Origin of the sequence: Frigoribacterium faeni (genome assembly GCF_007988805.1) — a bacterium.
Taxonomy (GTDB): Bacteria; Actinomycetota; Actinomycetes; order Actinomycetales; family Microbacteriaceae; genus Frigoribacterium; species Frigoribacterium faeni.
The window spans coordinates 1-25,814 of the sequence record NZ_BJUV01000040.1 but is presented as its reverse complement, the minus strand read 5'-3'; the positions used below and the strand labels follow the sequence as shown (position 1 = coordinate 25,814).

Here is a 25,814-nt window from a genome sequence, read left to right as displayed (position 1 = left end):
AGGCGAGGCGAGGCGGGGCGGGGCGGGGCTACTTCTTCTTGCGGGGGGAGCCGCCGGTCGAGTTGCGGGCGGCCGAGCGGGCCTTGCGCGCGGCGGCACCGCCACCGCGGTTGCCCTTCGCCGAACCGGGGGCCCTCGGGGTCTGCTTCGGACCCGGCTTCGAGGGCTGCGCGTCGAGACCCCGCTGCACCACGCCTCCTTCGACCGCCGCCTGCGCCCGGCCGTCGGGGCCGGCGTCGGCACCGAGCGCACCACCAGCCGCACCGGCAGACCCGGCCGCACCGGCACCGGCACCGCCGCGCACCCCGGCGGGCTCGAGCGGTCGACGCTGCACCGGACGCGGCCTGATCGGCTCGCCTCGGCGGTCCTGCCCGGGCACCGGACGCGACCGGCGCCCGTAGAGCACCTCGGACGAGTCGAGCAGCCACGGCACCAGCGCGATCGTCACACCGTGCACGAGCATCAGTCGCTGACGGATGCGGCGGCTCTTGTGGTTGTGCAGCAGCGCCTCCCACCAGTGACCCACGATGTAGATCGGCGTGTAGACGGTGACGACCTCGCTGCCGTGCTCCTCACGGTGCGCCTTGATGTACTTGATCAGCGGCACGCTGATGTCGCGATACGGCGATGGCACGATGCGCAGCGGCACCTCGATGTCGTGCTCGGCCCACTGCTGCTGCAGCAGGGCCGTCGCCTCGTCGTCGATGCCGACGTGGACGGCCTCGAGCGACTCGTGCCGTGCGGCGATCGCGTAGTCGAGCGCCTTGAGCACCGGCTTCTGCATCGTGCCGACCAGCACGATCGCGTGGTCGCCGTGCGAACCGAACTGCGTCGTGGTGTCGGGCTCGATCTCGACCCGGACGTCACGGTAGTAGCGGTTCACGCCGAGCATCAGCACGAACAGGATGGGCATGATGACGAACACCAGCCACGCGCCGTGGGTGAACTTCGTCACGGTGACGACGATCAGCACCGACGCCGTCAGCAGGGCGCCGAACGCGTTGATGCCCCGGGCGCGGTAGACGGCGCCGCGATCCGCGCAGCCCTCGCGCAGCATCCGCGTCCAGTGCACGACCATGCCGGTCTGCCCGAGCGTGAACGACACGAAGACGCCGATGATGTAGAGCTGGATCAGTCCCGTGACGCTCGCCTGATAGACGAGCAGGATGGCGCAGGCCACCAGCGCCAGCACGAGCACGCCGTTCGAGTAGATCAGCCGGTCGCCGCGCGTGTTGAGCGCCTTGGGCGCGTACTGGTCGCGCGCCAGGATCGAGCCCAGCAGCGGGAACCCGTTGAAGGCCGTGTTGGCGGCCAGCAGCAGCACGGCCGCGGTGCACGCCTGGATGACGTAGAACGGGATCCCGAACAGCGATCCGCCGAACACCGCCGCGGCGATCTGGGCGATCAGGCTCCGCTGGGGTGTGCCCACGCAGTCGACGAACCCCTGCAGGTCGCAGGCGTCCTCGGCGTAGTGCACCTTGGCGATCAGCGCGACGGCGACGAGACCGGCGAACAGGACGATCGCGATGCTGCCCATCAGCACGAGGGTCTTCTGAGCGTTCTGCACCTTCGGGCGGCGGAAGGCGGGGACGCCGTTCGCGATCGCCTCGACGCCCGTCAGCGCCGAGCAGCCGCTCGAGAACGCGCGGAGCAGCAGCAGGATGAACGCGGCCTGGGTCAGCTGGTCGGCCTGCACCGTGTACTCGGCGCTCTCGGCCACCGGCGGGTCGCCCAGGGCGGTCCGCACCAGGGCGATCACGATCATGACGAACACGCTCGACACGAACAGGTAGGTCGGCACGGCGAACGCCTTGCTCGACTCGCGCACCCCGCGGAGGTTCACGGCGGCGAGGACGATGACGAAGAAGATCGCCAGCTCCACCCGGATCGGCGCGAGCTCGGGCACCGCCGAGATGATGTTGTCGACGCCCGACGCGACCGAGACCGCGACGGTCATCACGTAGTCGACCAGCAGGGCGGACGCGACGACCAGGCCGGCCTTCTCGCCCAGGTTCCGGTGCGCGACCTCGTAGTCGCCGCCTCCCGAGGGGTAGGCCTTGATCAGCTGGCGGTACGACGCGACCACGACCAGCAGCAGCACGACCACGGCCACCGCGACCCACGGCGCGAGCGTCAGGAACCCGAGCCCGCCGATCAGCAGGATCATCAGCAGCTCTTGCGGCGCGTAGGCCACGGAGCTCAGCGGGTCGCTGGCGAAGATCGGCAGCGCGAGGTGCTTCGGGAGGAGCTGCCCCTCGAGCTTCTCGGAGGGCAGCGGTTCGCCGATCAGCCACCGCTTCGGCGACCGGGTGTCGTTGGTCACGAGCGGCGACTCTACTCCGTGCCGAGGGGCTGTCAACTTCACCCGGGCCGGGTTTATTCCCGGTCAGGGCCGGGGGATCCGAACCGTCTCGTACCGGTGGGGAGGGGTGAGGCGCCGAGTGGGCGCCGCCGGCCGCCGGTTCCGCTACACGCGCGGCATGTCGGGACGCGTCGCGGCGGCGAGAGAGGGGGAGGCCGGAGCCGAGGAGGCGCGGCGCGCGAACAGGGGCAGCGTCACCCCCACGAGCGGCCCGATCAGCAGGGCCTCGGCCGCCGTGCCGATGCCGACCTGCCCGCCGAGCAGCCAGCCCGCCGCCAGCACCGTCAGCTCGATCGACGTGCGGGCGACGCCCACCCGCCAGCCGAGCCGCCGGTGCAGCCCGAGCATGAGCCCGTCGCGCGGGCCCGGCCCGAAGTCGGCCCCGATGTAGAGGCCGCTGGCGACCGCCAGCAGGAGCAGACCCCCGGCGAAGGTGAGGCCCTGCGCCCACCACTCGGTCTGCTGCGGCAGCACCCGCAGGCCGAGGTCGGCCACCGGGCCGATCGAGAGCGTGTTGGCGACCGTGCCGAAGCGCGGCCGCTGCTTGAGCGGGATCCAGAGCAGCAGCACCACGAGGCTGGTGAGGAACGTGATCAGGCCGAAGCTCATCCCGGTGTGCTTCGCGAGCCCCTGCGACAGGACGTCCCACGGCGCGACTCCGATGCCCGCACGGACCATGAGCGAGATGGCGAACCCGTAGGCGAACAGTCCGACGAAGAGCTGGAGGAGGCGACGCGAGAGGAGCATGACGTCGATCCAATCGGCCAGGTGGCCTGGTGGCAAGAGTCCAATCGGCCTAGGGTGGCACGATGAGCAACCTCGACCACGGTGCCACCACTGTCTCGTCTCGGGCGCTGGGGGTGCTGCTCGACTCGTGGCGCGCCTCCTCGGCTCCGGGGTATCTGGCGCTCGCCGACCGCATCCGCCTGCTCGTGCTCGACGGTCGGCTGCCCGTGGGCACCCGGCTGCCGTCGGAACGCGACCTCTGCGCGCACCTCGGCGTCAGCCGGACGACCGTCGCCGCCGCCTACGCGGCCCTGCGCGACTCGGGGCACGTCGACAGCGTCCGGGGGAGCGGCAGCGTCGTGCGCCTGCCGACCCGCGCCTCCCTGCCCCGGCCCGCGACCGCCGAGGGGCTGCTCGACCTGACCAAGGCGGCCCTGCCCGCCGCGGACGGCATCGCCGAGGCCGCCCAGCGCGCCGCGGGTCGCCTGGGCGCCTACCTGGGCGACTCCGGCTACGACCAGATCGGACGGCCCGTGCTGCGCGAGGCGATCGCCGAACGGTACCGGCGGCGGGGGCTCGAGACGAGCGCCGACCAGATCGTCGTCACGCTCGGGGCGCAGCACGCCATCGCGCTGCTCGCGCGGGTGCTCGTGGGGCGGGGCGACCGCGCCGTCGTCGAGGCCCCCGGCTATCCCCACGCGTTCGAGGCGCTGCGGGTCGCCGGCGCACGGCTCGTGCCGATCAGCGTGACGGTCGCCGACGGGTGGGACGAGCCCGCTCTGATGCAGACGCTGCGGCGCACGAGCCCGCCGGTCGCCTACCTGATGCCCGACTTCCACAACCCCACCGGGGCGACGATGCCGGCCGATCAGCGCGTGCGCGTGCTCGAGGCGGCCGCGGCCGAGGGCACGGTCGTGATCGTCGACGAGACGATGGGCGAGCTCGCGATCGACCCCGTCCTCGAGCGCCCGCTGCCGATGGCCGCCTACGGACGCGCGGTCTCGATCGGATCGGTCGGCAAATCCCTCTGGGGTGGCCTGCGGATCGGCTGGATCCGCGCCGACCGCCCCCTCGTCGACCGCCTCGTGCGGGCCCGCTCGGCCGGCGACCTCGGTACGCCCGTGCTCGAGCAGCTGGTCGTGGCCGAGCTGCTCGGCGACCTCGACCGCGTTCTGGAGGCGCGGGCCGCCCACCTGAGGCGGGGTCGCGACCGCGTCGTGACCGGCCTGCGCACCGCGTTCCCCTCCTGGGACGTCCCGTCGCCCGCGGGCGGGCTCAGCACCTGGGTGGGGCTCGGCGCCCCGGTCAGCTCGCAGCTGACGCTCGCCGCCCGGCGCGAGGGGCTGCTGCTCGCCGCCGGGCCGGTGTTCGGCGTCGACGGGGCGTTCGAGCGATTCCTCCGCGTGCCGTTCTCGTACGGCGACGACGAGACCGACCGGGCGCTCGCCGCGCTGCGCGCCGCCTGGGCCGGAGTGGACGGGGTGCAGGCGCCGGCCTCGCCGCTGCTGGCCGAGGTCGTCTAGGGAGGCGACCCGCGCCTCCTCGGTCCTCCCCGGGAGTCCGGGGTCTCGGGTTCTGCACAGCAGGTACGAAGCCGCCGCCAGTTCCCAGAGAGGGTGGTGACAATGGGAGGCGCGGTGCACGTCGTGCACCGCGCCTCCCTCGCTCTCCTCCTCACCACCGGAGTCCCGTGCATCTGCTGTCCGTCTTCAGCCTCCGCAACCGCGCGCTGATCGCCCTCGTCACCATCGTCGTCGCCGTCTTCGGCGGGGTCGCGCTCACCTCGCTCAAGCAGGAGCTCGCGCCCAACGTGCAGTTCCCGCAGATCGCGATCGTCAGCTCGTACCCGGGCGCCACCCCCGAGGTGGTGAACGACGACGTCTCGACGCCGATCGAGCAGGCGGTGCAGATCATCCCGGGCCTCGAGGGCACCACGGCGACGTCGAGCACCTCGACCAGCACCGTGTCGGCCGAGTTCACCTACGGCACCGACCTCGACAACGCCGAGCAGAAGATCCAGTCGGCGATCAACCGGCTGTCGCTGCCCGACGCCGTCGACACGCAGGTCGTGACGGGCAGCCTCGACGACCTCCCGATCATCCAGATCGCCGTCACCGGCTACGACGACGCCGGCGCGCAGCAGCTCGTCGACCGCCTGACGAACACGACCGTGCCCGACCTGCAGAAGCTCGACGGCGTGCGCGAGGCCTCGATCTACGGCGACGCCGGACAGCGCGTCACCATCACCCCCGACCGCGACGCGCTCGCGGCGGCCGGGCTGACCACCGCGGCGTTCCAGGACGCCCTCGACGCCAACGGGCAGCTGATCCCCGGCGGCACCATCACCCAGGACGGCCAGACCCTGTCGATCCAGGCCGGCGAGCGGCTGACCAGCGCCGACCAGGTCGCCGCCCTGCCGCTGCTCGGCGGCACCTCGGCCGTGACGATCGACGACGTCGCCGACGTGGCGCTGACCTCGGCGCCGGTCACCTCGATCAGCCGGGTGAACGGCGAACCGGCCCTGACCGTCGCCGTGACCAAGACCCTCGACGCGAACACCGTCGACGTGTCCGAGACCGTGCGCGACGCGATCCCCGGCCTCGCGACCGACCTCGGCGACGGCGTCGACCTGACCGTCGTCTTCGACCAGGCGCCGTTCATCCAGCAGTCGATCGACTCCCTCGCCGAGGAGGGGCTGCTCGGTCTCGTCTTCGCCGTGATCGTCATCCTGGTCTTCCTGCTGTCGATCCGGTCGACCATCGTGACGGCCATCAGCATCCCGACCAGCGTGCTGATCACCTTCATCGGCCTGCAGGCGTCGGGCTACACGCTCAACATCCTCACGCTCGGCGCCCTCACGATCGCGATCGGGCGGGTCGTCGACGACTCGATCGTCGTCATCGAGAACATCAAGCGCCACCTGACCGCGGGCGCCGACCGGCTGCAGGCGATCACCGTCGGCGTCCGCGAGGTGGCCGGGGCGATCACCGCCTCGACCGTCACGACCGTCGTCGTGTTCCTGCCCCTGGCCTTCGTGGGCAACATCACCGGAGAGCTCTTCCGGCCGTTCGCGCTGACGGTCACCATCGCGCTGATCGCGTCGCTCTTCGTCGCCCTGACGATCGTGCCCGTGCTCGCCTACTGGTTCCTGCGGGCCCCGAAGGCGCACAAGCACGCCGGGTCCGTCGAGAGCGGGTCCGACGTCGCCGCGGAGGAGTCGCTGACGACCCGCGCCTCCGACCCCACCTCGGCCGCGCCGCTCGACCGTCTGCGTCGCGCGTACGTCCCGGTGCTGCGCGGCACGCTGCGTCGACCGGTCGTCACGATCATCGTGGCCGTGCTCGTGCTGGGTGGGACGGCCGCGGCCGTGCCCTTCATGAAGACGAACTTCCTGGGCGCGAGCGGGCAGAACACCTTCAGCGTGACCCAGACGCTCGCACCGGCCACGAGCCTCGACGCGCAGTCGGACGCCGCGACCCGGGTCGAGACGGCGCTCGAGGGGGTCGACGGCATCGAGACCGTGCAGCTGACCATCGGGTCCAGCGGCACCTCGATCTCGAGCTTCTTCGGCGGCTCCGGCGACAGCACCGTCACGTACTCGATCACGACCGACGAGAGCGCCGACCAGGACGCCCTGCAGGCCGATGTCCGCGACCGTCTCGCCGACATCACCGACGTGGGCGACATCGAGGTGACCGCCTCGAGCGGGTTCGGCACGAGCAACGACATCTCGATCGACGTCTCGGCGCCCGACCCCGACACCCTGCAGACGGCGACCGACACGGTGCTGTCGACGGTCCAGGACCTGCCCGGCACGGCCGAGGCGAGCTCGAACCTCGCGTCGGCCCAGCCCATCATCGGAGTGCAGATCGATCGAGACGAGGCCGCCACCCTCGGCCTCAGCGAGGTCGCCGTGGGCGCCATCGTGTCGCAGGCGGTGCAGCCCCTCCAGGTCGGCTCGATCGAGATCGACGACAGCTCGATCGACGTCTACACGGTCGCCCCGAACCCGCCGGCGAACCTCGACGAGCTGAAGGCCGTCGAGATCCCCGGTCCGACCGGTCCCGTGCGGCTCGACTCGATCGCCACGATCGAGCAGACCACCGGGCCCACCTCGGTCACGACCTCCGACGCCGTCCGCACGGCGACGGTGACCGTCACCCCGTCGAGCGACGACCTCTCGTCGGCCAGCACCGAGGTCACCGACGCCCTGGCCGGACTCGACCTGCCGGCCGGCGCCGACACCGAGATCGGCGGGGTCACGGCCGACCAGGCCAACGCCTTCTCGCAGCTCGGCCTCGCCGTGCTGATCGCGATCCTCATCGTCTACATCGTCATGGTTGCGACGTTCCGCAGCCTGCTGCAGCCGTTCCTCCTGCTGGTGTCGATCCCGTTCGCGGCGACCGGCGCCATCCTGCTGCAGATCGCCTCGGGCATCCCGCTCGGCGTCGCGTCGCTGATCGGCGTGCTGATGCTGGTGGGCATCGTGGTGACGAACGCCATCGTGCTGATCGACCTCGTGAACCAGTACCGCACCAGGGGTCTGCCCGTGCGCGAGGCGCTGCTCGAGGGTGCCTCGCGTCGTCTGCGGCCGATCCTCATGACGGCCACGGCGACGATCTTCGCGCTGCTGCCGATGGCCCTCGGCATCACCGGACACGGCGGCTTCATCTCGCAGCCGCTCGCCATCGTCGTGATCGGCGGGCTCGTGTCCTCGACGGTGCTGACCCTCGTGGTGCTGCCGGTGCTGTACTACCTCGTCGAGGGCGCGCGGGAGCGCCGGGCGGCCCGCAAGGCGGAGCGCGCGTAGCGGCAGGCGGGGCCGCGCGGCGGGCGGTGCGCAGCTGGCGCTGCGCGGCTGCGCCGGCCCTGCTGCTGCTGCCGCTGCTGCGTGTGCAAATCGCGACACTTCGTGTCCGGATCTCTGGCGCGGAGCGCGTTTCGGCGCCTCCTGTCGGGCGTTCGGTCGGGTTCGGCGCGCCAGGGGGCTGCCCGGTGGTCGGGTTCGGCGCGCTGCAGGGCTGCCCGGAGGTCGGGTTCGGCGCGCTGCAGGGTTGCCGGTGGTCGGGTTCGGCGCGCTGCAGGGTTGCGCGGTGGTCGGGTCCGGCGTGCCGAGGGTCGCGCGATGGTCGGCTTGGGCGCGCTGGGGGGCCCTCGGTGCGGCGGCGGCATGGCGCGCTCGCACCGCGAGACCGCGTGCCTCTCGGAGCGGACGGGGCCGGCGTCTCGCACCGGGAACCGCAGAACAGGTGTAGAGGGGGCTTTCGGTCAGCGCACGGGTCGGGTATCGTGGTCCGGTCGGCTCAAGACACCGCGCCTGTGGCGCGACTGCACCGCCCGTCCGACACGGCGGGGGTGCGCATGAGGGTTTGTAAGTCTTGTGGGCCGGATTCCCGCCGGATCTCGGTGGGATGAATTCACGATTGTGAACGGTCCTGGTCAAAGGCTGCCCGGGTATTTCTTCGCGTCATCCGCAAGCCCGGAAAGTCATCATGCCCCCTTACGACAAGACGCCCTCGCGCGCCAAGAACACCGACGGCCCCCGCAAGGCCGGCTCCAAGAGCGCCAAGCACCGCGGCCACCGCGCCGACGAGGCCGGCGCCCCCGAGCGCAAGCAGCGCTGGAACGCCGACGCCCGCTCCGAGCGCCGAGGCGACGCCCCCCGTGGCGCCGGCGCCGGCCGCCCCAACTGGGAGCCGCGCGAGAAGACCGGCAACAGCCGGTTCGCCCCTCGCGACCACGACGCCCGCAACGGCGAGCGAGGCCGCGACGGCGGCCGTGACGCCGCCCGCGGCTGGGGCCGCGACGGCGGCCGCGAAGCCGCCCGCGCCGGTCGCGACGACCGTCCGACCCGCGGTTACGACCGCGACACCCGCGGTGCCGGTCGCGACGACCGTGCGCCCCGTTCGTTCGACCGCAACGACCGCAACGACCGCCCGGCTCGTGGCTACGACCGCGACACGCGTGGCGCCGGTCGCGACGACCGCGCTCCTCGTTCCTTCGACCGCACCGACCGCCCGGCTCGTGGATACGACCGCGACGCCCGTGGTGCCGGTCGCGACGACCGTGCGCCTCGTTCCTTCGACCGCAACGACCGAACCGACCGCCCCGCCCGTGGTTACGACCGCGACGCCCGTGGTGCCGGTCGCGACGACCGCGCCCCTCGCTCGTTCGACCGCACCGACCGCCCCGCCCGGTCGTTCGACCGCGACGACCGCGCGCCCCGCAGCTACGACCGCGACGACCGCGCCCCCCGCAGCTTCGACCGCAGCGAGCGCCCGACCCGCAGCGACCGCGCCCCCCGCAGCTTCGACCGCAACGACCGCAGCGACCGCAGCGACCGCGCCCCCCGCAGCGACCGCACGAGCGACTTCTACCCGAAGCGCGACGCGGACACCCGCTACACGCCCGAGGACGATGTGAAGCTCGAGAAGCTGCAGGCCGAGGTCGTCACCGCGGCCGACGTCGAGGGCGTCAGCTTCGGCGACCTGGGTCTCGGCGACAACATCGAGCGTCAGCTGGCCGCGATGGGCGCTGCGGCGCCGTTCGCGATCCAGGCGGCGACGATCCCCGACGTCATCGCCGGCAAGGACGTCCTCGGCCGCGGCCGCACCGGCTCGGGCAAGACCATCGCCTTCGGCGCCCCGCTCGTCGAGAAGCTCATGGAGAACAACGGCGGGAAGAACCGCAAGATGGGCCGCCGTCCGCGTGCGCTCATCCTCGCGCCGACCCGTGAGCTCGCCATGCAGATCGACCGCACCGTGCAGCCGATCGCCCGCTCGGTCGGTCTCTTCACCACGCAGATCTACGGCGGCGTGCCCCAGGCCCGCCAGGTCGGCGCGCTCAACCGCGGCGTCGACATCGTGATCGGCACCCCCGGCCGCATCGAGGACCTCATCGACCAGGGCCGGCTCGACCTCAGCGAGGTCGCGATCACCGTGCTCGACGAGGCCGACCACATGTGCGACCTCGGGTTCCTCGAGCCGGTGCAGCGCATCATCCGCGAGACCGCGGACGTCAAGCCGAACGGCGACCGCGCCCAGAAGCTGCTCTTCAGCGCCACCCTCGACAAGGGCGTCGCGAAGCTCGTCGACGAGTTCCTCGTGAACCCGGCCGTGCACGAGGTCGCCGGCGAGGACCAGGCCAGCGCCACCATCGACCACCGCGTGCTCGTCATCGAGCAGCGCGACAAGACCGCCGTCATCGAGCAGCTCGCCTCGGGCGAGGGCAAGACCCTGGTCTTCGCCCGCACCCGTGCCTTCGCCGAGCAGCTCGCCGACCAGCTCGAGGACGCGGGCATCCGCTCGACCAGCCTGCACGGCGACCTCAACCAGGCCCGCCGCACCCGCAACCTGCAGCTGCTCACCAGCGGCCGGGTCAACGTGCTCGTCGCCACGGACGTCGCCGCCCGCGGCATCCACGTCGACGACATCACCCTCGTGGTGCAGGCCGACATGCCCGACGAGTACAAGACCTACATGCACCGCTCGGGCCGCACCGGCCGCGCCGGCAAGCAGGGCACCGTCGTGACGCTGATCACGCGCCCCCGCCGCCGCCGCATGGAGGAGCTGCTCGACCGCGCCGAGATCGAGGCCGAGATGATCGACGCGCGCCCCGGCGACCGTCTGATCGACGAGCTCGCCGCCGCGACGGTCTAGCGACCGCCTCAGGAGCCGAGGAGGCGCGGGTCGAGTACCGCGCCTCCTCGGCTCCGTCGCTTAAGCGCCACGTGTCGTCCACCCCACGTCGGGGGATGGCGTCCGGTCCGCACGACCTCGTACGGTTGACTCTCGCCCGCGCCTCACCGGTCGTCGACCCGGGGCCCCGCATCGAGTAGAGACACCGGAGGCACCGTGGGTGCAGCAGTCCGCGCCGTCGCCGCGCCGTTCCTGCGCGCGAGGATCCGCCCGGTGGCCGAGCTGGAGGCCGTGCTGCCGCGTCCGACCGGGGCGCCCCAGGTGCACTCGTCCGGCACGGACCACGACCGCGTGCTCGTCGCCGGCGGGGGAGCCGCCGTCGGCTGGGGCGTGCGGAGCCACGATCTCGCCCTGCCCGGGCAGCTGGCCCGGGCGCTCTCCGTCGCGACGGGTCGCGGCTCGCTCGTCGACGTGGCGGCCGTCCCCGGCGTCACCATCGAGGCTCTCAACGCGCAGCTGCGCACCCGCGACCTCACCTCGCACGACGCCGTCGTCGTCGTGATCGGCGTGGCCGACGCCGCGCGTCTGATCCCCGAACGCCGGTGGCGACAGGCCGTGGAGGCGCTGGTCGAGACGATCGAGCAGGTCGCCTCCGCGTCCACGGAGCTCGTCGTCGTGGGCATCCAGCCGCTCAGCTCGGCGCCCGGGCTCGACGTCGCCGTGGGCGGCCTCGCCGACCGGTGGGCCGCGCACCTCAACACCGTGACCCGCGCGGTCCTCGCCGAGCAGCAGCTCACCAGCTACGTGGCGCCTCCCGAGGTCGAGCACGAGATCGCCGCCGACGACCACCGCAGCACCGACTTCTACCGCGCGTACGCCCACGCCGTGGCGTCGCCGCTGTCCCTGCTCCTGACCCGGCACGCCGAGGAGGCCGATCGCGGACTGGCGCCGAGCCGCGCGGCGCGCATGCAGCCGCAGGCCGTCGAGAGGCGACTGGCGGACGAGACGGCCCTGCGCCTCCTCGGCTCCGGCTCCGACGTCCGGCTCGACCGCGTCGTCGAACACGCGCGGTCCCTGTTCGGCACGGCGTCGGCGGCGTTCACCGTGCTCGACGACGACCGGCAGCGGAACGTCGCCCGATCGGGCCAGCCGCTGCTCGAGATCCCGCTCGCGGAGTCGATCTGCCGGACCACGATCCGGGCGTCCCGCGCCCACGTGGTGAGCAGCTCGCCGTCGGGCGAGACCCTGCTGCCCGGGTCGCCGCTCCGCTTCTACGCCGGGTACCCGGTCGAGTCGCCGGACGGCGTGCGGATCGGGGCCCTCTGCGTGTTCGACACCGAGCCCCGCGACCCCGCCTCGATCGACGTCGACCTGCTGCGCGACCTGGCGATGTCGATCCAGCAGCAGCTCTGGGCCGACGGCGGCGAGCGTCTCGACGGCGTGGAGAGCGAGCTCCCGGCCGCGTGACGACCGCGGGCCCGGCGATCAGCGTGGGTCAGCGTCGATCAACCGCGAGCAGTGGAGATCAGCGGCGATCAGCGCCGATCGAACAGCCCGCGGACGTACGAGGCCTGGCCCAGGTGCTGGCTGCAGTCGCCGAGGATGCTGACGAGGCGCGCCCCGGCGGTGACCGGGGGCTCCCACGCCTCGTCGACCACGTCGTCGTACGACGCCGCGTCGAGGTCGTCGAGGTACCCGCGGGTGCGCAGGGTCACGGCCTCGAGGTAGCCGATCAGCAGCTCGGCCTCGACCCGCACGTCGCCGACCGCGGCCGGGTCCTGTCCGTAGCCCATCTCGCCGGGGGCGAAGGGCAGGGCGAACGACTCGACCCAGCCGTCGGCCGTCCAGATCTGCTCGCTGGCGGCGAGATCGGCGATCTGCACGTCCTGACCGCGGGCCGTGTGCCAGACCAGCCAGGCGATCGTGTTCGCTTCGGCGTCCGGGCGCCAGGCGAGCTCGTCGACGGTCAGTCCCTGGACGGCGCGGGAGGCGATGGCGGGGAGGCGGTCGAAGGCTTCGATGAGGACGTCTGACGGGGTCATGCCGTCAGGCTACGGGTGTCGCCGGGGTGCCGCCCGGGTGCGACGCGGGATCAGGAGGCGACGTCGTCCAGGCCGGAGCCGGAGCGGTTGCGCAACGAGTCGCTGAGCGAGTTCAGCGCGGCGGCCACGAAGTCGAGGAAGCGCGGGTCGAGGGCCTCGCGGAACGCGACGCGGTAGAACTGCGTCACGTCGGCGACGGCCGTCCGACCGAGCGGCGCGAGCTCGAGGAGAGTGCTGCGCCGGTCGGTCGGGTGCGCGACGCGACGGACGTAGCCGGCGGTGTCGAGCCGGTCGATCAGGCTCGTCGTGGCGCCGGTCGAGAGGTCGACGTGCTCGGTGAGCGACTTCGGCGTCACCTCGGTGTGGCTGGAGAGGTACACCAGCGCCCGGATGTCCGTCACGCCGAGGCCGAGCTGCGAGGCGACGAGCTTGATCACCGCGGTGTTGCTCTGCTCCAGACGTCCGAACGCCGAGATCGCCGCCGTCACGTCGACCTGACCGCCGGCGTCGAGCAACGGAGACGGGCCGGGCGCGGGCTGCGGCGAGACGTCGGTCATCGGCACGAGCTGCTCGTCGGGCCGGTCGGGAGGACCGGGATCGGGGTGGCGTTCAGGGGGCTGCGCTCCTTGCAGGGGAAACGTGGCATCCGTGCCACTCGCTCATTCAACAAGTATCTCGGTGATCAAGATACCCCCCTCTCTGGGGCCCTCGTGCTGCTTGCGGGCATCTCGCTGCACAAGTAACTTGATTGTCGTACCACTTGAGAAACGAACTACTCGAAAACAGAGAGTTTCTCCCCCAGACCTCATACACACGACCACCCCGACCGCTTGGAGAACACGATGTCCCGTCCCACCCCCCGCATGGCCCGCCTCGCCGCCTGGATCGCCATCCCCGCCGCCCTCGTCGCCAGCGGCGTCGTCGTCTCGCAGGCCTCCTACTCGGCGTTCTCCTCGACCACGGTCAACCCCACCAGCAACTGGACCGCGGGCAGCGTCGCCCTCGCGGACGACGACAACAACACCGCGCTGTTCACGGCCTCGAACCTCAAGCCGGGCTCGACGGGCACCAACTGCATCGCCGTCACCTCGACCGGCTCGCTCGCCTCGACCGTCAAGCTCTACGGCACGGGCGCCGCGACCACGAACAACCTCGCCTCGAACATCACGCTCAGCGTCGTCCAGGGCACGGGCGGCGGCTTCGGCACCTGCACCGGCTTCACGGCCCTGTCGTCCGGCTCGTCGCTCTACTCCGGCACGCTGGCCAACTTCGGCACCAGCGCGACCAACTTCTCGAACGGCGTCGGCAACTGGGCCCCCACGGGCACCGCCTCCGAGACCCGCGTCTACCAGGTCACCTACACCGTGAACTCGGCGGCCCCCAACACGACGCAGGGCGGCACCGCCTCCCTCGGCCTCACCTGGGAGGCCCAGAACAGCTGATCCCGAGCTCGACGCAGCTCGTCACGGCTCCCCTCGCCGGCCGCTCTCCCCCCTGTGGGTCGGCGCAGGGGATCCTCGCCCCGACACCCCGAACCGGTCGGAGCGAGCCCGGCCCCGGCGGCGTGAACCGCCGGGGCCCTCTCCCCTCCACGCGGCCCGAACCGCCACGGAGAAGCACCACCGCATCACCCGCACGGCGGCCCGAACCGCTGTGTTGATCGCATCACCGCACGGCGGCCCGAACCGCCGTGTGAACCGCATCACCCGCACGGCGGCCCGAACCGCCGTGCATCGCATCACCGGCGTCACCCACCGCCGTCTGCACGACCCGCCCCAGCACGAACCGCTACCCGCACCTGCCCCACCACCCGACACACCCCCCGACAGAGGCGCCCCGTGAGCACGATCGACCTGAAGCTGAAGCCCGCACGGGCGACCGCGACGGCGTCGATCACGATCCCGCGAGGCGCCTCTCGGTCGTTCGGTGACGGGGGCCACTGGTTCCGCCTCGTCGTCGGCACCTTCTCGCGCACCGTCCTCGCGACGCTGATCGGCCTGCTGCTCTGGGCCGCGCTCCCCGCCATCATCGGCTGGACGCCGACCACGGTCATGACCGGGAGCATGGAGCCGCGCATCCACCCCGGCGACATCGTCGTGGCGAAGCCCGTCTCCGCCGACCAGGTCCACCGCGGCCAGGTGCTGCTCTTCCAGGACCCGGACCACGCCGACCACCTGCGTCTGCACCGCTACCTCGACAACGGGACCGGCACCTCCATCGTCACGAAGGGCGACGCCAACCCCTCGGCCGACTCGACCCCCATCGAGCGCAGCGCCGTCGTCGGCGTCGGATTCCTCCGCGTGCCGTACCTCGGCACCCCCTTCGTCTGGGCCGCGAACCAGCAGTACGGCCACCTCATCCTGGCCGGCAGCGTCCTCATGCTGCTCGTCGTCACGTCGCGTCTCGACCGCTACCTGCTGCGCGAGGCCGCCGAGGAGGCGCGGGTCGCCTCCGACGGCACCGCCGCCCCGCAGACCCCGGCCGCCACCCGTCGGGCCGCCCGCCGTCGTGAGCGTCGCCTCCGTCGCCTCCGCGGTGCCGCCGGCACGCTCGCCCTGGTCGGCATCGCCTCCGGCCTCGCCGTGACGCTCGTCGTCAGCGGGGGAGCCGGCGCCGCCTACTCGGCCCCGGTGTCGAACCCGTCGTCGAGCTACTCGGCCACGTCGAGCTACGACTGCCTCAAGGACACGTACAACGACCAGACCTCGTACGGGTTCCCGTACAACGAGACCTCCGGCACGACCACGGCGGACGGCAGCTCGTTCGGCCGGGTCGGCACGCTCACCGCGGGCGCCTCCTTCGTCGGCGGCTCGTGCGCCGTGAACGACAGCCCGTCGCTCGCGCTCGACGGGGCGACCGGCCAGGTGACGACCGCCGTGAACCTCACGGGGCAGGCGTCGTTCACGGTCGAGACCTGGTTCAAGACCACGACGACCCGCGGCGGCGCGCTCGCCGGCTTCACCGCCGCGCAGACCGGCACGACGAGCACCGCCGACCGCGCCCTCTACATGACCAACGCGGGCAAGCTCGTGCTCGGCGTCCGCCCGACCAGCTCGACGGTCAAGGCCACGACGACCTCCGCGTCGTACAACGACGGCGCCTGGCACCACGTCGTCGCCACGCTGTCGAGCACGAACGGAGTCGTCATCTACGTCGACGGCACCGCGGTGATCTCGGACAGCACGTCGAAGACCGCGCAGACGGCCACGGGCTACTGGCGCGTCGGCTACGCCCCGCTGAGCGGCTACACCAACGCCCCGACGAGCAGCTTCTTCGCCGGTCAGGTCGACGGCACCACGATCTACAACAACAGCGCCCAGACCGCGTCCGCCGTGCAGTCGCGATACGCCGCCGGGCACTGACTCGGGGCGCAGGCCTCCTGCTCGGCCGGGCCGCGCCTCCTGGTCGGCCGGCCCTCAGCCATGAACCCCGTCTGCGACGATGAACCCTGTCTTCGCGGGGTTCTTCTTCGTGAACGGGGTTCTTCGCGGGGCGGCGGGGGCGGCGGCGGGTGCGACTGAGGGGCGGCGGCGGGTGCGGCGCTGCGGCGCGGCTCTGGGACACTCGTCTCATGCCTCTCCAGATCAACGACGTCTACGTCGACGGCCGCCTGCACGTGTCGCCCGAGTCCCTCGACGACACGTACACGGCCCTCGCCGAGACCGGCGGGACGGCGTGGGTCGTGCTGTCCGAGCCAGACGCCGACGAGCTCGCCTCGCTGGCCCGCCAGTTCGACCTGCACGAGCTCGCGGTCGAGGACGCCGGCTCGGGCCACCAGCGGGCCAAACTCGAGCGCTACGGGTCGACGCTGTTCGTCGTCGTGCGGCCGGCGGTGTACCTCGACGACGAGGAGACGGTGGCGTTCGGCGAGATCCACGGCTTCGTCGGCGAGAACTTCTTCGTCGGCATCAACCACGTCGCCCACATCGACGCTCGGCACGTCAGTCGCAGCGTCGGGCGGCTGCGATCGAAGCCCGACCTGCTCGGCGCCGGCCCGCAGGCGATGCTCTGGGCCCTGCTCGACGCCGTCGTCGACGCGTACAAGCCGGTGATCGACGGTCTCGAGAACGACATCGACGAGATCGAGCAGCAGCTGTTCGCCGGGGAGCCCGGCGTCTCGCGCCGCATCTACGAGCTGTTCGGCGAGGTCGCGGACTTCCAGAAGGCCTCGCGGCCGTTGATCGCCATGCTCGACGGACTGCTGCGCGGCAGCGAGAAGTACCGGGTCGGCACCGAGCTCGAGCGGCGCCTCCGCGACGTGCAGGACCACGTGATCCGCGTCGTCGACCGCGCGGACACGTTCCGCGCGGTGCTGCAGAACGCCCTGGCGCTGAACGCGACCCTCGTCGCCCAGGACCAGAACGAGGTCACCAAGCGCATCTCGGCCTGGGCCGCCATCCTCTTCGCCCCGACGCTCGTGGGCGCGATCTACGGCATGAACTTCGACGTCATGCCCGAGCTGCACTGGGCCTGGGGCTACCCGTTCGCGCTCGGGCTCATGGTGGTCATCGCGGGAGGGCTGTTCGGGGCGTTCCGCCTCAAGCGCTGGCTCTAGCGCGCTCGCACGAGATCGAGTGGTCCGAAGATGCTCTTCGACGCGAGAGAAAGAGCATCTTCTGACCACTCGATCCTGTGGGCGTACGAGCGTACGAGAGGGCGTGCGTGCGTGCGAGCGTGCGCGCAGGGGCGGGAGCCGAGGAGGCGCGGGTCGCGACGGACGCGAACGCTCACGTCGGAGCGAGCTCGAGGGGTCGCCCGACCACTCGCGTGTTCGCGCGAAAGCGACGCGTCGCCCTTGCTCGCACGAGATCGAGTGGTCCGAAGATGCTCTTCGACGCGAGGGGAAGAGCATCTTCTGACCACTCGATCCTGTGGGCTTACGAGCGTACGAGCGTACGAGCGTGCGGGCGTGCGGGCGAGCGTGCGAGCGGGCGCTCGCGCCCGCTCAGCGGGCGGCGTCGAGCGCCTCGTCGAGCCGCGGCCCGAGCACCCGCGCGAAGTCGTCGGTCAGGTGGTTCGTGTCGCGGTAGCCGAGCGCGTTCCAGATCACCGGCGAGCAGGTCTCGGTGCACATCCAGTCGATCGTCGGGACCCAGGTCGCCCCGGCGCGCCCGGCCCCGGCGCGGTCCGCGGCCTGAGCGCCGTCGTCGACGAGCGACTCGATGGGTGCCGAGCACGCCCCGGCGTCGTCGAGATGGATCGACAGGCACAGCGCGGGACGCTCGGGCCAGCGGGGCGTGTCGCCCAGCACCACCACCCGGGTCGAGTCGGGCAGCGCGTCGACGAGGCGCTCGATCGCGGCCGTCCACTCGCGCTCGAAGTCGTCGGGCGTCCTGGTCAGCAGGCGGTATCCGCCGACGGCGTGCGACACGACGACCGTGTCGACCGGCGACTCGTTGAGCGTGGCCACGACGTCGTCGCGCCAGCGCCGGCACTCCGTGTAGTCGCGGGCCGCGTGCGGGTGCGCCAGCGTGATGTCGACCACCGGGCAGGTCAGCTTCGTATGGACGACGAGCTCCTCGCCGCGACGCTCGGCCCGCTCCCGCAGCGGCGAGAACCAGTGGGCGGCGTGCGAGTCTCCGAGCAGCGCCGTCGTCGGGCCGGCGGGGTCTCCGAACGAGCAGCCGATCGCCTCGACCACCTGGTAGTCCGCGTGGCAGCCGTCGCCGTAGATCGGGGGGATGGACCCGCCCACATCGGCGAGCGACGGCGCGAGGTTCGACGGCACCACCGAGGTCGCGTCGGGCCCGGCGCGGACGTCGTCGACGGTCGGGGCCTTGACCACGGCGTCGGTCGCCAGCACCGGGTTCGTCAGCGCGGCGCTCGCGAGGCCCACGACGACCGCCGCCGCGGCGAGGCCGGCCACGGCCATCGTCAGGGGACGCCGACGTGCGAGCCGCGGCGTCAGGCGACGCTCGAGCGTGACGTGGGTGAGTGCGGCCAGCGCGCACGAGGCGATCGCCACGGCGGCGAGCTCCATCGGCCGGAGGTCGCGTTCGAGCGCGAGGGCCGGGATGATCAGGAGCGGCCAGTGCCACAGGTAGAGCGGATACGACACGTCGCCGATCCGCGTGAGGGGCCGCCACGAGAGCAGGCGATCGACCGCGCCGCTGCCCACCGCACCGCGGCCCATCGCATCGCGGCGCACCCCGGTGCCGGTCCCCGCCGCGATCACCGCGGCCGTCCCCAGCACCGGGAGCAGCGCGGCGGCCCCCGGGAACACCGTCGACTCGTCGAACGCGACGACGGCGACCGCGATCGCCCCGAGGCCGAGCCACCCCAGGACGCTCGCGGCGACCCGGGGCAGGTCGGCGAGCCGGCCCGCGGCCACCGCGAGCAGCGCCCCGACCCCGAGCTCCCACGCCCGCGACGGCAGTGAGAAGAAGGCCCACGGCTGCGACACGGTCACGAGCCACAGGCAGAGCGCGAAGGAGGCGGTGGTCGCCACCCCGAGGACGACGCCGAGCAGTCGACGCCCCGCGATCGCCAGCGTCAGCACGAGGGCCACGGGCCAGAGCAGGTAGAACTGCTCCTCGACGCCGAGCGACCAGAAGTGCTGGAACACCGAGGGCTCGCTCGAGCTGAGATAGTGCGTGCCGACGCGGGCGAAGTCGATGTTGGCGACGCCGAACGTCGCCAGGACGGCGTCGCGGGCGGTCGAGGGCCGGAGCAGCGGTGGCATCCAGACGGCGCACGCCGCGATGGTCGCCACGACGACGAGGACCGCCGGAGGCGCGAGCCGGGCCACCCGCCGCGCCCAGAACCGTGCCAGCGACACCCGACCGTGGCGGGCGTGCTCCCGCAGCAGATTGCCCGTGATCAGGAAGCCGGAGACGACGAAGAAGACGTCGACGCCGACGTAGCCCCCGCCCAGCCCGGGCACGCCGAGGTGGAAGAGCAGCACCGCCAGGACGGCGACGGCCCGCAGCCCCTGGATGTCACGACGCCGGAGGGACGGTCCGGAGGCGCGCGAGGAGGGGTGGTCGGGCACGAGCATCCGTCGATGATACGGGAAGGGATAACGTATGTCATCCTCGTGCGGCTCACGCCGAGCGGGCTCGACTCGTGCGCATCCGCCGCCCCAGCCTCCGCCCCCTCCTCATCGCGCGATCGGGTTCGCCAGCGTCCCCGCGTAGATCAGCGACGACGACTGGTCGGCCAGGTCGACCATCTGCCGGGTGTCGCGCAGCTGCAGTCGGTTGAGGCACGAGTGGTCGAACCGGTCGACGCGCAGGTCGAGCGCACCGCCCAGCCAGGGGTGCTCGTCGGCGTGACGGTCGACGCACTCGCCGACGAGCCGCCAGAACTCGCGGGCGGGCAGCACCCCGTCGTCGTCCAGGATCGCCGCCAGGTAGCGGAAGACTCCGTCGAAGACGTCGGTGAACACGGCCAGCCCCTTCTCGCGGTCGCTCACGGGGTGCACGATCCGCTCGACCGCCGCCGGCACGTCGCGGGACGCGAGCAGGGCGACCTCCTCGCCGACGTCCTTCATGAACACGGCCGTGGGCACGGATCCCTCGAGCACCAGGATCAGGTTCTCGCCGTGCGGCATGAACGCGAGGTCGTGGGCGCGCAGGCAGTGCACGATCGGCCGCAGGTAGGCGTGCAGGTACGACCGCACCCACTCCGTCGCGGGCACGCCCGACGCCCGCACCAGGGCCGACGCGAGCGCGTCGCCCGCCCCGTCGCGGTGCAGCAGCGCCGCCATCGTCGCGAGCCGCTCGCCCGGGGCGACCATCGGCACCGGGCTCTCACGCCAGAGCGCCGCGATCATCTTGCGGTGCGGCGACGGGGTCGCGGTGCGGTGGTAGGCGTCGCCGGTGTAGCCGATGGAGGCGCGCTCCCTCAGGATGCGGAACCGCGCCTCCTGAAGGGTCCCGTCGCCGGCGACCAGCTCCGCCACCCAGTCGTTGATCGCGGGCGTCGGACGCATGTAGGCCGGGGAGAGCCCGCGGAGGAACCCCATGTTCTGGATGGCGAGGGCGGTCTTCACGTACGCGCGCTCGGGGTGCGACCGGTTCGCGAGCGTGCGGATCGACTGCTGCGCCTGGTGCTCGTCGTCGCCCTCGCCGAGCAGGACGAGGTCGCGGCGGGCGACGTCGGCCGCGAAGGTGATCGCGATGCGGTGCTGCCACTGCCACGGGTGCACCGGCAGGTAGTGGTACTCCGCCGGGTCGAGGCCCTTGGCCGCGAGCGTCGCGGCGAACGCGGCGAGGGCGGGCCCGCCGAGCTCGGCCCCGAGCAGGGTCTGCTCGTCGAGCCCGGCTCCGAGCGCGAGGTGGGTGTGCGTCCGACGGGCCGCGAGCCAGATCAGCCGGATCGGCGCCGCCGCCTCGGGGGCGTAGGCGCGGAACTCGTCGAGCCCGAAGCCGATGCGGCCGTTCGCGGCGACGAACGCCGGGTGACCCTCGGTCATCGCCCCCTCGATCGTCTGGAAGTCGGCCGTCGTCAGCTGCTCGGCGGTCGGCCCGCCGCGCAGCCGCTTGGCGGCGGCGCTGGCGAGCGTCGAGGAGAGCTCCTCGAGGTAGGTGGCCATCAGCTCGTCGGGCAGGCCGAGGTCCGCCTGCAGCTCGGTGACGAGCTCGAGCGCGTCGAGCTCGGCGGGCTCGCCGTAGATCTCACGGCGGACGCTCGGCTCGTCGACGACCCAGTGCTCGAGCTCGTGCCGCCGTGCCCGGAACCGGTAGACCACGACCGGCCGGTCCGAGGAGGCGCGGGTCGCGTCCCCGGGAGCCGCCGCCGACCCGGCGACGGTCAGCGACCACCAGCCGTCGCCCTCGTCGTGCGGGGCGATCATGCGCTCGTGCGAGAACTCCGACAGCGACTTGGCGACCAGGTGCCGGTGGGCCCAGCCCATCGGCTCGGGCGCGAGGTGCGCGGCCGCGGCGTCGTCGCGGGTGAGCACCGAGAGCCGGGCCCGCTTGCCGGGCAGGTCGACGTCGCCCAGCACGCGGAACCCGACCTCGTCGTTCTTCGCGGCGATGCGCACGTTGTCGACGTCGGGCTCGACCACGATGCGCCGGGCGTCGAGCCGGTCGAAGACGAACCGCACGACGGCGGCCATGATCGCCGAGGTCAGGCCGGGCACCCGCCTGTCGGGTGGCGGCGCGGGCGCGACGAGCAGGTGCATGCCGACGTCGCCCGGCTCGGCGTCGTGCACCTCGGAGAGCAGCACCCGCGACGGGTCGTAGGTCTCGACGAAGAACATCGGCTCGCCGTCGATCCGACCGAGCCAGGCGTCCTGGTGCGGATCGGCGACGACGCCCGCGACGTAGCGGCGCACGTCGTCGCAGCTCACGCCGACCATGCCCCACGACGACGACGCCGGGTGCGACAGCCAGCGGCGCAGCGGCACCGCGAACGGGTCGGGGTCGAAGGGCTCGAGGGTGACCAGACCGCAGGAGGCGCGGTGCGAGAACGGCGCGACCCGCGCCTCCTCGGCGGGGGCTTCCGGTGGGGCGGAGAGGGTGCTCATCGGGCGACCTCCTCGGTCGTGCGGGTGCGGGTGCGGCCGTGCGGGGCGGCGGGGTGCTGCGGGGTGCCCGGGTGCGGGGCGGCGGGGTGCGGTGTCCCGGGGTGCGGGACGTCGGGCGCGGGCGTCGGGGAGTCGCCGGGCAGGCCGAAGCTCTGGAAGACGGTGCGGCGCTCGACGGGGTAGACCTCGCGACCCGTGATCGACGCGAGGATGCTCGAGGCGCGCCAGGCGGCGAAGCCGAGGTCGGGGGCGGTGAGGCCGTGGGTGTGCTCCTCGGCGTTCATGACGAAGAGGCGCGGGCGACGGCCGGCGTCCCGGGCCGAGGCGTCGATCGAGTAGTCGCGGCCGACCGCCAGCCTGCCCCGTCCGTCGCGCGCGACGAGGTCGCCGAGCGGCTCGAGGAACGCCGGGATGCGCGCCGCGTACCCGGTGGCCAGCATGAGGGCCGCCGTCTCGCGTTCGATCGTCGTGCCGAGCTGGGTGTGCCGGAGCGTCAGCGTGAACACCCCGCGCTCGGCGTGCCAGTCGACCGCGACCAGCTCGGTCTCGGTCAGCAGAGTCGTGTCGAGCGGACCGTCGAGGGTGCGTCGGTAGAGCGTCTCGTGGATGTCGTCGACCAGGTCGCCGCTGATGCCCTTGTAGAGGCTGCGCTGGTCGCGCCCGAGCCGGTCGCGCTCGTCGGCGGGCAGGGCGTGGAAGTGGTCGGTGTACTCGGGGCTGGTCAGTTCGAGCGTCAGCTTCGTGTACTCCATCGGGAAGAACCGGGGGGATCTCGTGACCCAGTCGAGGCGGTGACCCTCTCGGGTGGTTACCGGGTCGAGGGAGCCCGCACTCGGGTCGGAGGTCGCGTCCGGGTCGGAGGTCGCGCCTCCTCGGCCCTCGTCGCCGACGCCTCGGACGGTGTCGAGCAGATCGCGGTAGATCTCGGCGGCCGACTGCCCGCTGCCGACGATCGTGATCGAGTCGGCGGACCGCAGGCGGTCGCGCTCGCCGAGGTAGTCGGCGCTGTGCACGACCGGCCCGTCGAGATCGCGGACGGCGGCCGGGAGGCGCGGCTCGGTGCCGATGCCGAGCACGACGTGCCGGGTGCGCCAGGTCTCGCGTGCGTCGGTGGCGGGCCCGGCGACGGCAGGCGCGCCGGTGCCGGGCTCGGCGGCGTCCGGCTCGTCGGCGCCCACCCGCTCCGCCTCGACCAGCAGGGTGCCGTCGTCGAGCTCGGTGACGGCGACCACGCGTCGGCCCCAGCGCAGCGTGTCGAGCTGATCGGCGACCCAGCGGCAGTAGGCGTCGTACTCGGCGCGCAGCGGGTAGAAGCTCTCGCGGATGTAGAAGGCGTAGAGCCGGCCGGTCGCCTTGAGGAACGACAGGAACGAGAAGCGCGAGGTCGGGTCGGCCATCGTCACGAGGTCGGCGAGGAACGGCACCTGGATCGTCGCGCCCTCGATCATCATCCCGGGGTGCCAGTGGAAGCCGTCGGCGGCGTCGACGAAGACCGCGTCGAGGTCGCCGACCGGGTCGGTGAGCGCGGCGAGACCCAGGCCGAATGGGCCGATGCCGATCCCCAGGAGGTCGTGGACGTGCTCGGGGACCGGGCCGGCGCCGCCGGTCCGCGCGGCGGGGGCGTCGGCGGAGGGGGTGCGCGCGGCGGGGGCGTCGGCGGAGGGGGTGCGCGTGGCGGGGATGCCGGATGCGGCTGCGGGGCTCATCGGTTCGCCCCCTCGCTCGTGGTGGCGGCAACGGTCGCGGCGGTCAGGTCGTCGCTCTCGAGCAGGGCCGCCGAGGAGGCGCGGATCAGGTCGAGCACGCCCGTCACGTCCGCGAGGGTGGACTCGGGGTTCAGCAGCGTGAGCTTCAGGCAGGGTCGACCGGCGACCACCGTCTTGGCGACGATCGCGCGCCCGGACTCGAAGAGCACGCGCCGGACGAGCGGGACGAGGCGGTCGGCGGTGGCGTCGTCGACGTGCCGGGGCTGCCACCGGAACAGCACGGTGCTGAGCTGCGTCTCGGCGAGCAGGTCGAACTCGTCGTCGTCGCGGAGGGCGGCGTGCACCTCGGCGGCGAGGTCGACGACGCGGTCGACCATCGCGCCCACCTCGTCGGCGCCGAGCGCGCGGAGCGTCGCCCACAGCTTGAGCGCGTCGAAGCGGCGGGTGGTCTGCAGCGACTTCGACACCTGGTTGGGTTCGGGGTCGGCGAGCGGGTTGAGGTAGTCGGCGTGCCAGGCCACCGGATCGAGGTCGCGGCCGTCGCGGACGACGATCGCGCTCGACGACACCGGCTGGAAGAACGTCTTGTGGAAGTCGACGGTCACCGACCGTGCCCGCTCGATGCCGTCGAGCAGGTGCCGTCGGGTCGGCGAGACGAGCAGTCCGCCGCCGTAGGCCGCGTCGACGTGCAGCCAGACGCCCGAGCGGTCGCAGACGTCGGCGATGGCGGCGAGCGGGTCGATGCAGCCGCGGTCGGTCGTGCCGGCGGTCGCCACGACGGCGATCGGCAGATGCCCGGCCTGGACGAGCGCGTCGAGGGCGACCGCGAGCGCGTCCGAGCGCATCCGGCCCGCCGCGTCGGTGGGGACGGTGACCACCGCGTCGTCGCCGAGACCGAGCAGGCGCGTCGACTTCTGCACGCTGAAGTGGCTCTCGGCCGTGGCGAGGACGATCATGCGGGCGTGGAGGTCGTGCAGCGTCGCGACCCGGGGGAGGGGGCGCGGAGGCGAGAGGCGGGCGGTCGCGGGGCGCGCCTCCTCGGTGCCGGGAGGGGGCGTGGGGGAGCTGCGCCGCGCCTCCTCGGCTCGGGGCGTCGTTGACGGCGTCCCGTTCGCCGGCGCCCCGTGTTCTCGCGTGCCGTCTTCGTGGCTCGCGTGGCTCTCGTGGCGGGCTCGGGCGGTCGCGTGCTCGCGGGCGAGGAGGAGGGCGTGCAGGTTCGACTGCGTCCCGCCCGACGTGAAGACCCCGTCGCGGGTGGCCGCGTCGAAGCCGATGCGGCCGGCCGTCCAGTCGACGAGTCGGCGCTCCATGAGGGTGCCGGCGGCCGACTGGTCGTAGGTGTCGACCGACGGGTTCACCGCGGCGAGCACCGCCTCGGCCGCGACGGCCGGGACGGCGACGGGGCAGTTGAGGTGCGACTGGTACGCCGGGTCGTGGAACCAGACGGCGTTCGCGGCGAAGAGCTCGTCGATCTCGCGGAGGGCGTCCGCGGTGCCGGTGCCGGGGGCGTCGAGGTCGACCGCGTCGACGAGTCGCTGCAGCTCGGCGCGGCTCTCGCCCGAGAAGGGTTGTCGCGTGGTGCGGAAGCGGCGGGCGAGGCGGTCGACGACGGCCGTCGTCTCGGTGGCGTAGGACTCGGCGGTGGAGGCGGACAGCAGATCGGACACGGGGCTCCCGGTGGTGCGTGGTCGCCGCCAGACTCTCTGACGACGCCGCCCAGGTTAGGTAAGCCTCACCTAAGTGTCAAGCGATTCACGGGGTCCCGCGCTGCGGCGCGCCGATGATGAAAAGGGCTCATGATCAGGGGTTCAGGCGAGGTCCCCCGAAAGGGCGACCGCGGGACGCGCGCCTCCCCCCCCCCCCCCC

At 72.7% G+C, this 25,814-nt stretch carries 15 protein-coding genes; 7 read left to right on the top strand and 8 right to left on the bottom strand.

Annotation, left to right across the window (positions count from 1 at the left end; translation table 11 throughout):
* Positions 1–28 precede the first annotated feature (28 nt).
* Together FFA01_RS14095 and yczE are read right to left on the bottom strand one after the other, a co-directional pair.
* Positions 29–2,323, bottom strand: coding sequence for an APC family permease (locus FFA01_RS14095; protein ID WP_244289872.1), 2,295 nt, complete (start codon positions 2,321–2,323; stop codon positions 29–31).
* Positions 2,324–2,467: 144 nt separating this feature from the next.
* Positions 2,468–3,109: a membrane protein YczE gene (yczE, locus tag FFA01_RS14090; RefSeq protein ID WP_146856824.1), complete on the bottom strand. Its 642-nt coding sequence runs from the start codon at positions 3,107–3,109 to the stop codon at positions 2,468–2,470.
* Positions 3,110–3,171: 62 nt separating this feature from the next.
* Between yczE and yczR the strand changes: the two genes are divergently transcribed.
* The 4 genes from yczR to FFA01_RS14070 all read left to right on the top strand — a co-directional run bounded on the left by yczR (position 3,172) and on the right by FFA01_RS14070 (position 12,192).
* Entirely contained in the window at positions 3,172–4,611 is a 1,440-nt protein-coding gene (gene yczR / locus FFA01_RS14085) for a MocR-like transcription factor YczR (RefSeq protein ID WP_146856823.1), read from the top strand.
* 167 nt (positions 4,612–4,778) lie between these two features.
* Positions 4,779–7,898 carry an efflux RND transporter permease subunit gene (locus FFA01_RS14080; RefSeq protein ID WP_146856822.1) on the top strand — a complete coding sequence of 1,040 codons (3,120 nt, stop codon included), beginning with the start codon at positions 4,779–4,781 and terminating at the stop codon, positions 7,896–7,898.
* Between the two features lie 682 nt (positions 7,899–8,580).
* A complete protein-coding gene (locus FFA01_RS14075; protein ID WP_146856821.1) occupies positions 8,581–10,746 on the top strand; it encodes a DEAD/DEAH box helicase in 2,166 nt (721 codons plus the stop codon).
* Positions 10,747–10,941: 195 nt separating this feature from the next.
* Positions 10,942–12,192 carry a GDSL-type esterase/lipase family protein gene (locus FFA01_RS14070; RefSeq protein WP_146856820.1) on the top strand — a complete coding sequence of 417 codons (1,251 nt, stop codon included), beginning with the start codon at positions 10,942–10,944 and terminating at the stop codon, positions 12,190–12,192.
* Positions 12,193–12,260: 68 nt separating this feature from the next.
* Here the strand turns inward: FFA01_RS14070 and FFA01_RS14065 are convergent, their stop codons facing one another.
* Together FFA01_RS14065 and FFA01_RS14060 are read right to left on the bottom strand one after the other, a co-directional pair.
* Complete coding sequence (locus tag FFA01_RS14065; RefSeq protein WP_146856819.1) at positions 12,261–12,767, bottom strand: mycothiol transferase; 507 nt, start codon at positions 12,765–12,767, stop codon at positions 12,261–12,263.
* 50 nt (positions 12,768–12,817) lie between these two features.
* Positions 12,818–13,324 carry a MarR family winged helix-turn-helix transcriptional regulator gene (locus FFA01_RS14060; protein WP_146856818.1) on the bottom strand — a complete coding sequence of 169 codons (507 nt, stop codon included), beginning with the start codon at positions 13,322–13,324 and terminating at the stop codon, positions 12,818–12,820.
* Between the two features lie 285 nt (positions 13,325–13,609).
* Between FFA01_RS14060 and FFA01_RS14055 the strand changes: the two genes are divergently transcribed.
* The 3 genes from FFA01_RS14055 (at position 13,610) to FFA01_RS14045 (ending at position 17,322) form a co-directional block, all read left to right on the top strand.
* Entirely contained in the window at positions 13,610–14,209 is a 600-nt protein-coding gene (locus FFA01_RS14055; protein WP_146856817.1) for a hypothetical protein, read from the top strand.
* A 396-nt stretch (positions 14,210–14,605) separates the two neighbouring features.
* Positions 14,606–16,129 (top strand): signal peptidase I, encoded by a 1,524-nt coding sequence (locus tag FFA01_RS14050; RefSeq protein WP_146856816.1) that lies wholly within the window; start codon positions 14,606–14,608, stop codon positions 16,127–16,129.
* Between the two features lie 209 nt (positions 16,130–16,338).
* Complete coding sequence (locus FFA01_RS14045) at positions 16,339–17,322, top strand: magnesium and cobalt transport protein CorA (RefSeq protein WP_146856815.1); 984 nt, start codon at positions 16,339–16,341, stop codon at positions 17,320–17,322.
* A 390-nt stretch (positions 17,323–17,712) separates the two neighbouring features.
* Here FFA01_RS14045 and FFA01_RS14040 read toward each other — a convergent pair whose 3' ends face one another.
* From FFA01_RS14040 to FFA01_RS16350, 4 genes are all read right to left on the bottom strand, one after another.
* A complete protein-coding gene (locus tag FFA01_RS14040) occupies positions 17,713–19,764 on the bottom strand; it encodes an acyltransferase family protein (RefSeq protein ID WP_146856814.1) in 2,052 nt (683 codons plus the stop codon).
* Between the two features lie 102 nt (positions 19,765–19,866).
* A complete protein-coding gene (locus FFA01_RS14035) occupies positions 19,867–22,242 on the bottom strand; it encodes a GNAT family N-acetyltransferase (RefSeq protein WP_146856813.1) in 2,376 nt (791 codons plus the stop codon).
* Positions 22,239–23,948, bottom strand: coding sequence for a lysine N(6)-hydroxylase/L-ornithine N(5)-oxygenase family protein (locus tag FFA01_RS14030; protein WP_146856812.1), 1,710 nt, complete (start codon positions 23,946–23,948; stop codon positions 22,239–22,241). Before FFA01_RS14030 ends, FFA01_RS14035 begins: the two co-directional genes overlap by 4 nt.
* Complete coding sequence (locus FFA01_RS16350; RefSeq protein WP_244289871.1) at positions 23,945–25,615, bottom strand: pyridoxal phosphate-dependent decarboxylase family protein; 1,671 nt, start codon at positions 25,613–25,615, stop codon at positions 23,945–23,947. The genes FFA01_RS14030 and FFA01_RS16350 overlap by 4 nt, the downstream gene beginning before the upstream one ends.
* Between the last annotated feature and the right edge of the window lie 199 nt (positions 25,616–25,814).

Excerpts from the sequence above, each read along its gene's own strand:
- yczE (WP_146856824.1), bottom strand. The coding sequence starts at position 3,109 with ATGCTCCTCTCGCGTCGCCTCCTCCAGCTCTTCGTCGGACTGTTCGCC.
- FFA01_RS14075 (WP_146856821.1), top strand. The coding sequence starts at position 8,581 with ATGCCCCCTTACGACAAGACGCCCTCGCGCGCCAAGAACACCGACGGC.
- FFA01_RS14030 (WP_146856812.1), bottom strand. The coding sequence starts at position 23,948 with ATGAGCCCCGCAGCCGCATCCGGCATCCCCGCCACGCGCACCCCCTCC.
- FFA01_RS14055 (WP_146856817.1), top strand. The coding sequence starts at position 13,610 with ATGTCCCGTCCCACCCCCCGCATGGCCCGCCTCGCCGCCTGGATCGCC.
- FFA01_RS14065 (WP_146856819.1), bottom strand. The coding sequence starts at position 12,767 with ATGACCCCGTCAGACGTCCTCATCGAAGCCTTCGACCGCCTCCCCGCC.
- FFA01_RS14060 (WP_146856818.1), bottom strand. The coding sequence starts at position 13,324 with ATGACCGACGTCTCGCCGCAGCCCGCGCCCGGCCCGTCTCCGTTGCTC.
- FFA01_RS14035 (WP_146856813.1), bottom strand. The coding sequence starts at position 22,242 with ATGAGCACCCTCTCCGCCCCACCGGAAGCCCCCGCCGAGGAGGCGCGG.
- FFA01_RS14045 (WP_146856815.1), top strand. The coding sequence starts at position 16,339 with ATGCCTCTCCAGATCAACGACGTCTACGTCGACGGCCGCCTGCACGTG.
- yczR (WP_146856823.1), top strand. The coding sequence starts at position 3,172 with ATGAGCAACCTCGACCACGGTGCCACCACTGTCTCGTCTCGGGCGCTG.
- FFA01_RS14040 (WP_146856814.1), bottom strand. The coding sequence starts at position 19,764 with ATGCTCGTGCCCGACCACCCCTCCTCGCGCGCCTCCGGACCGTCCCTC.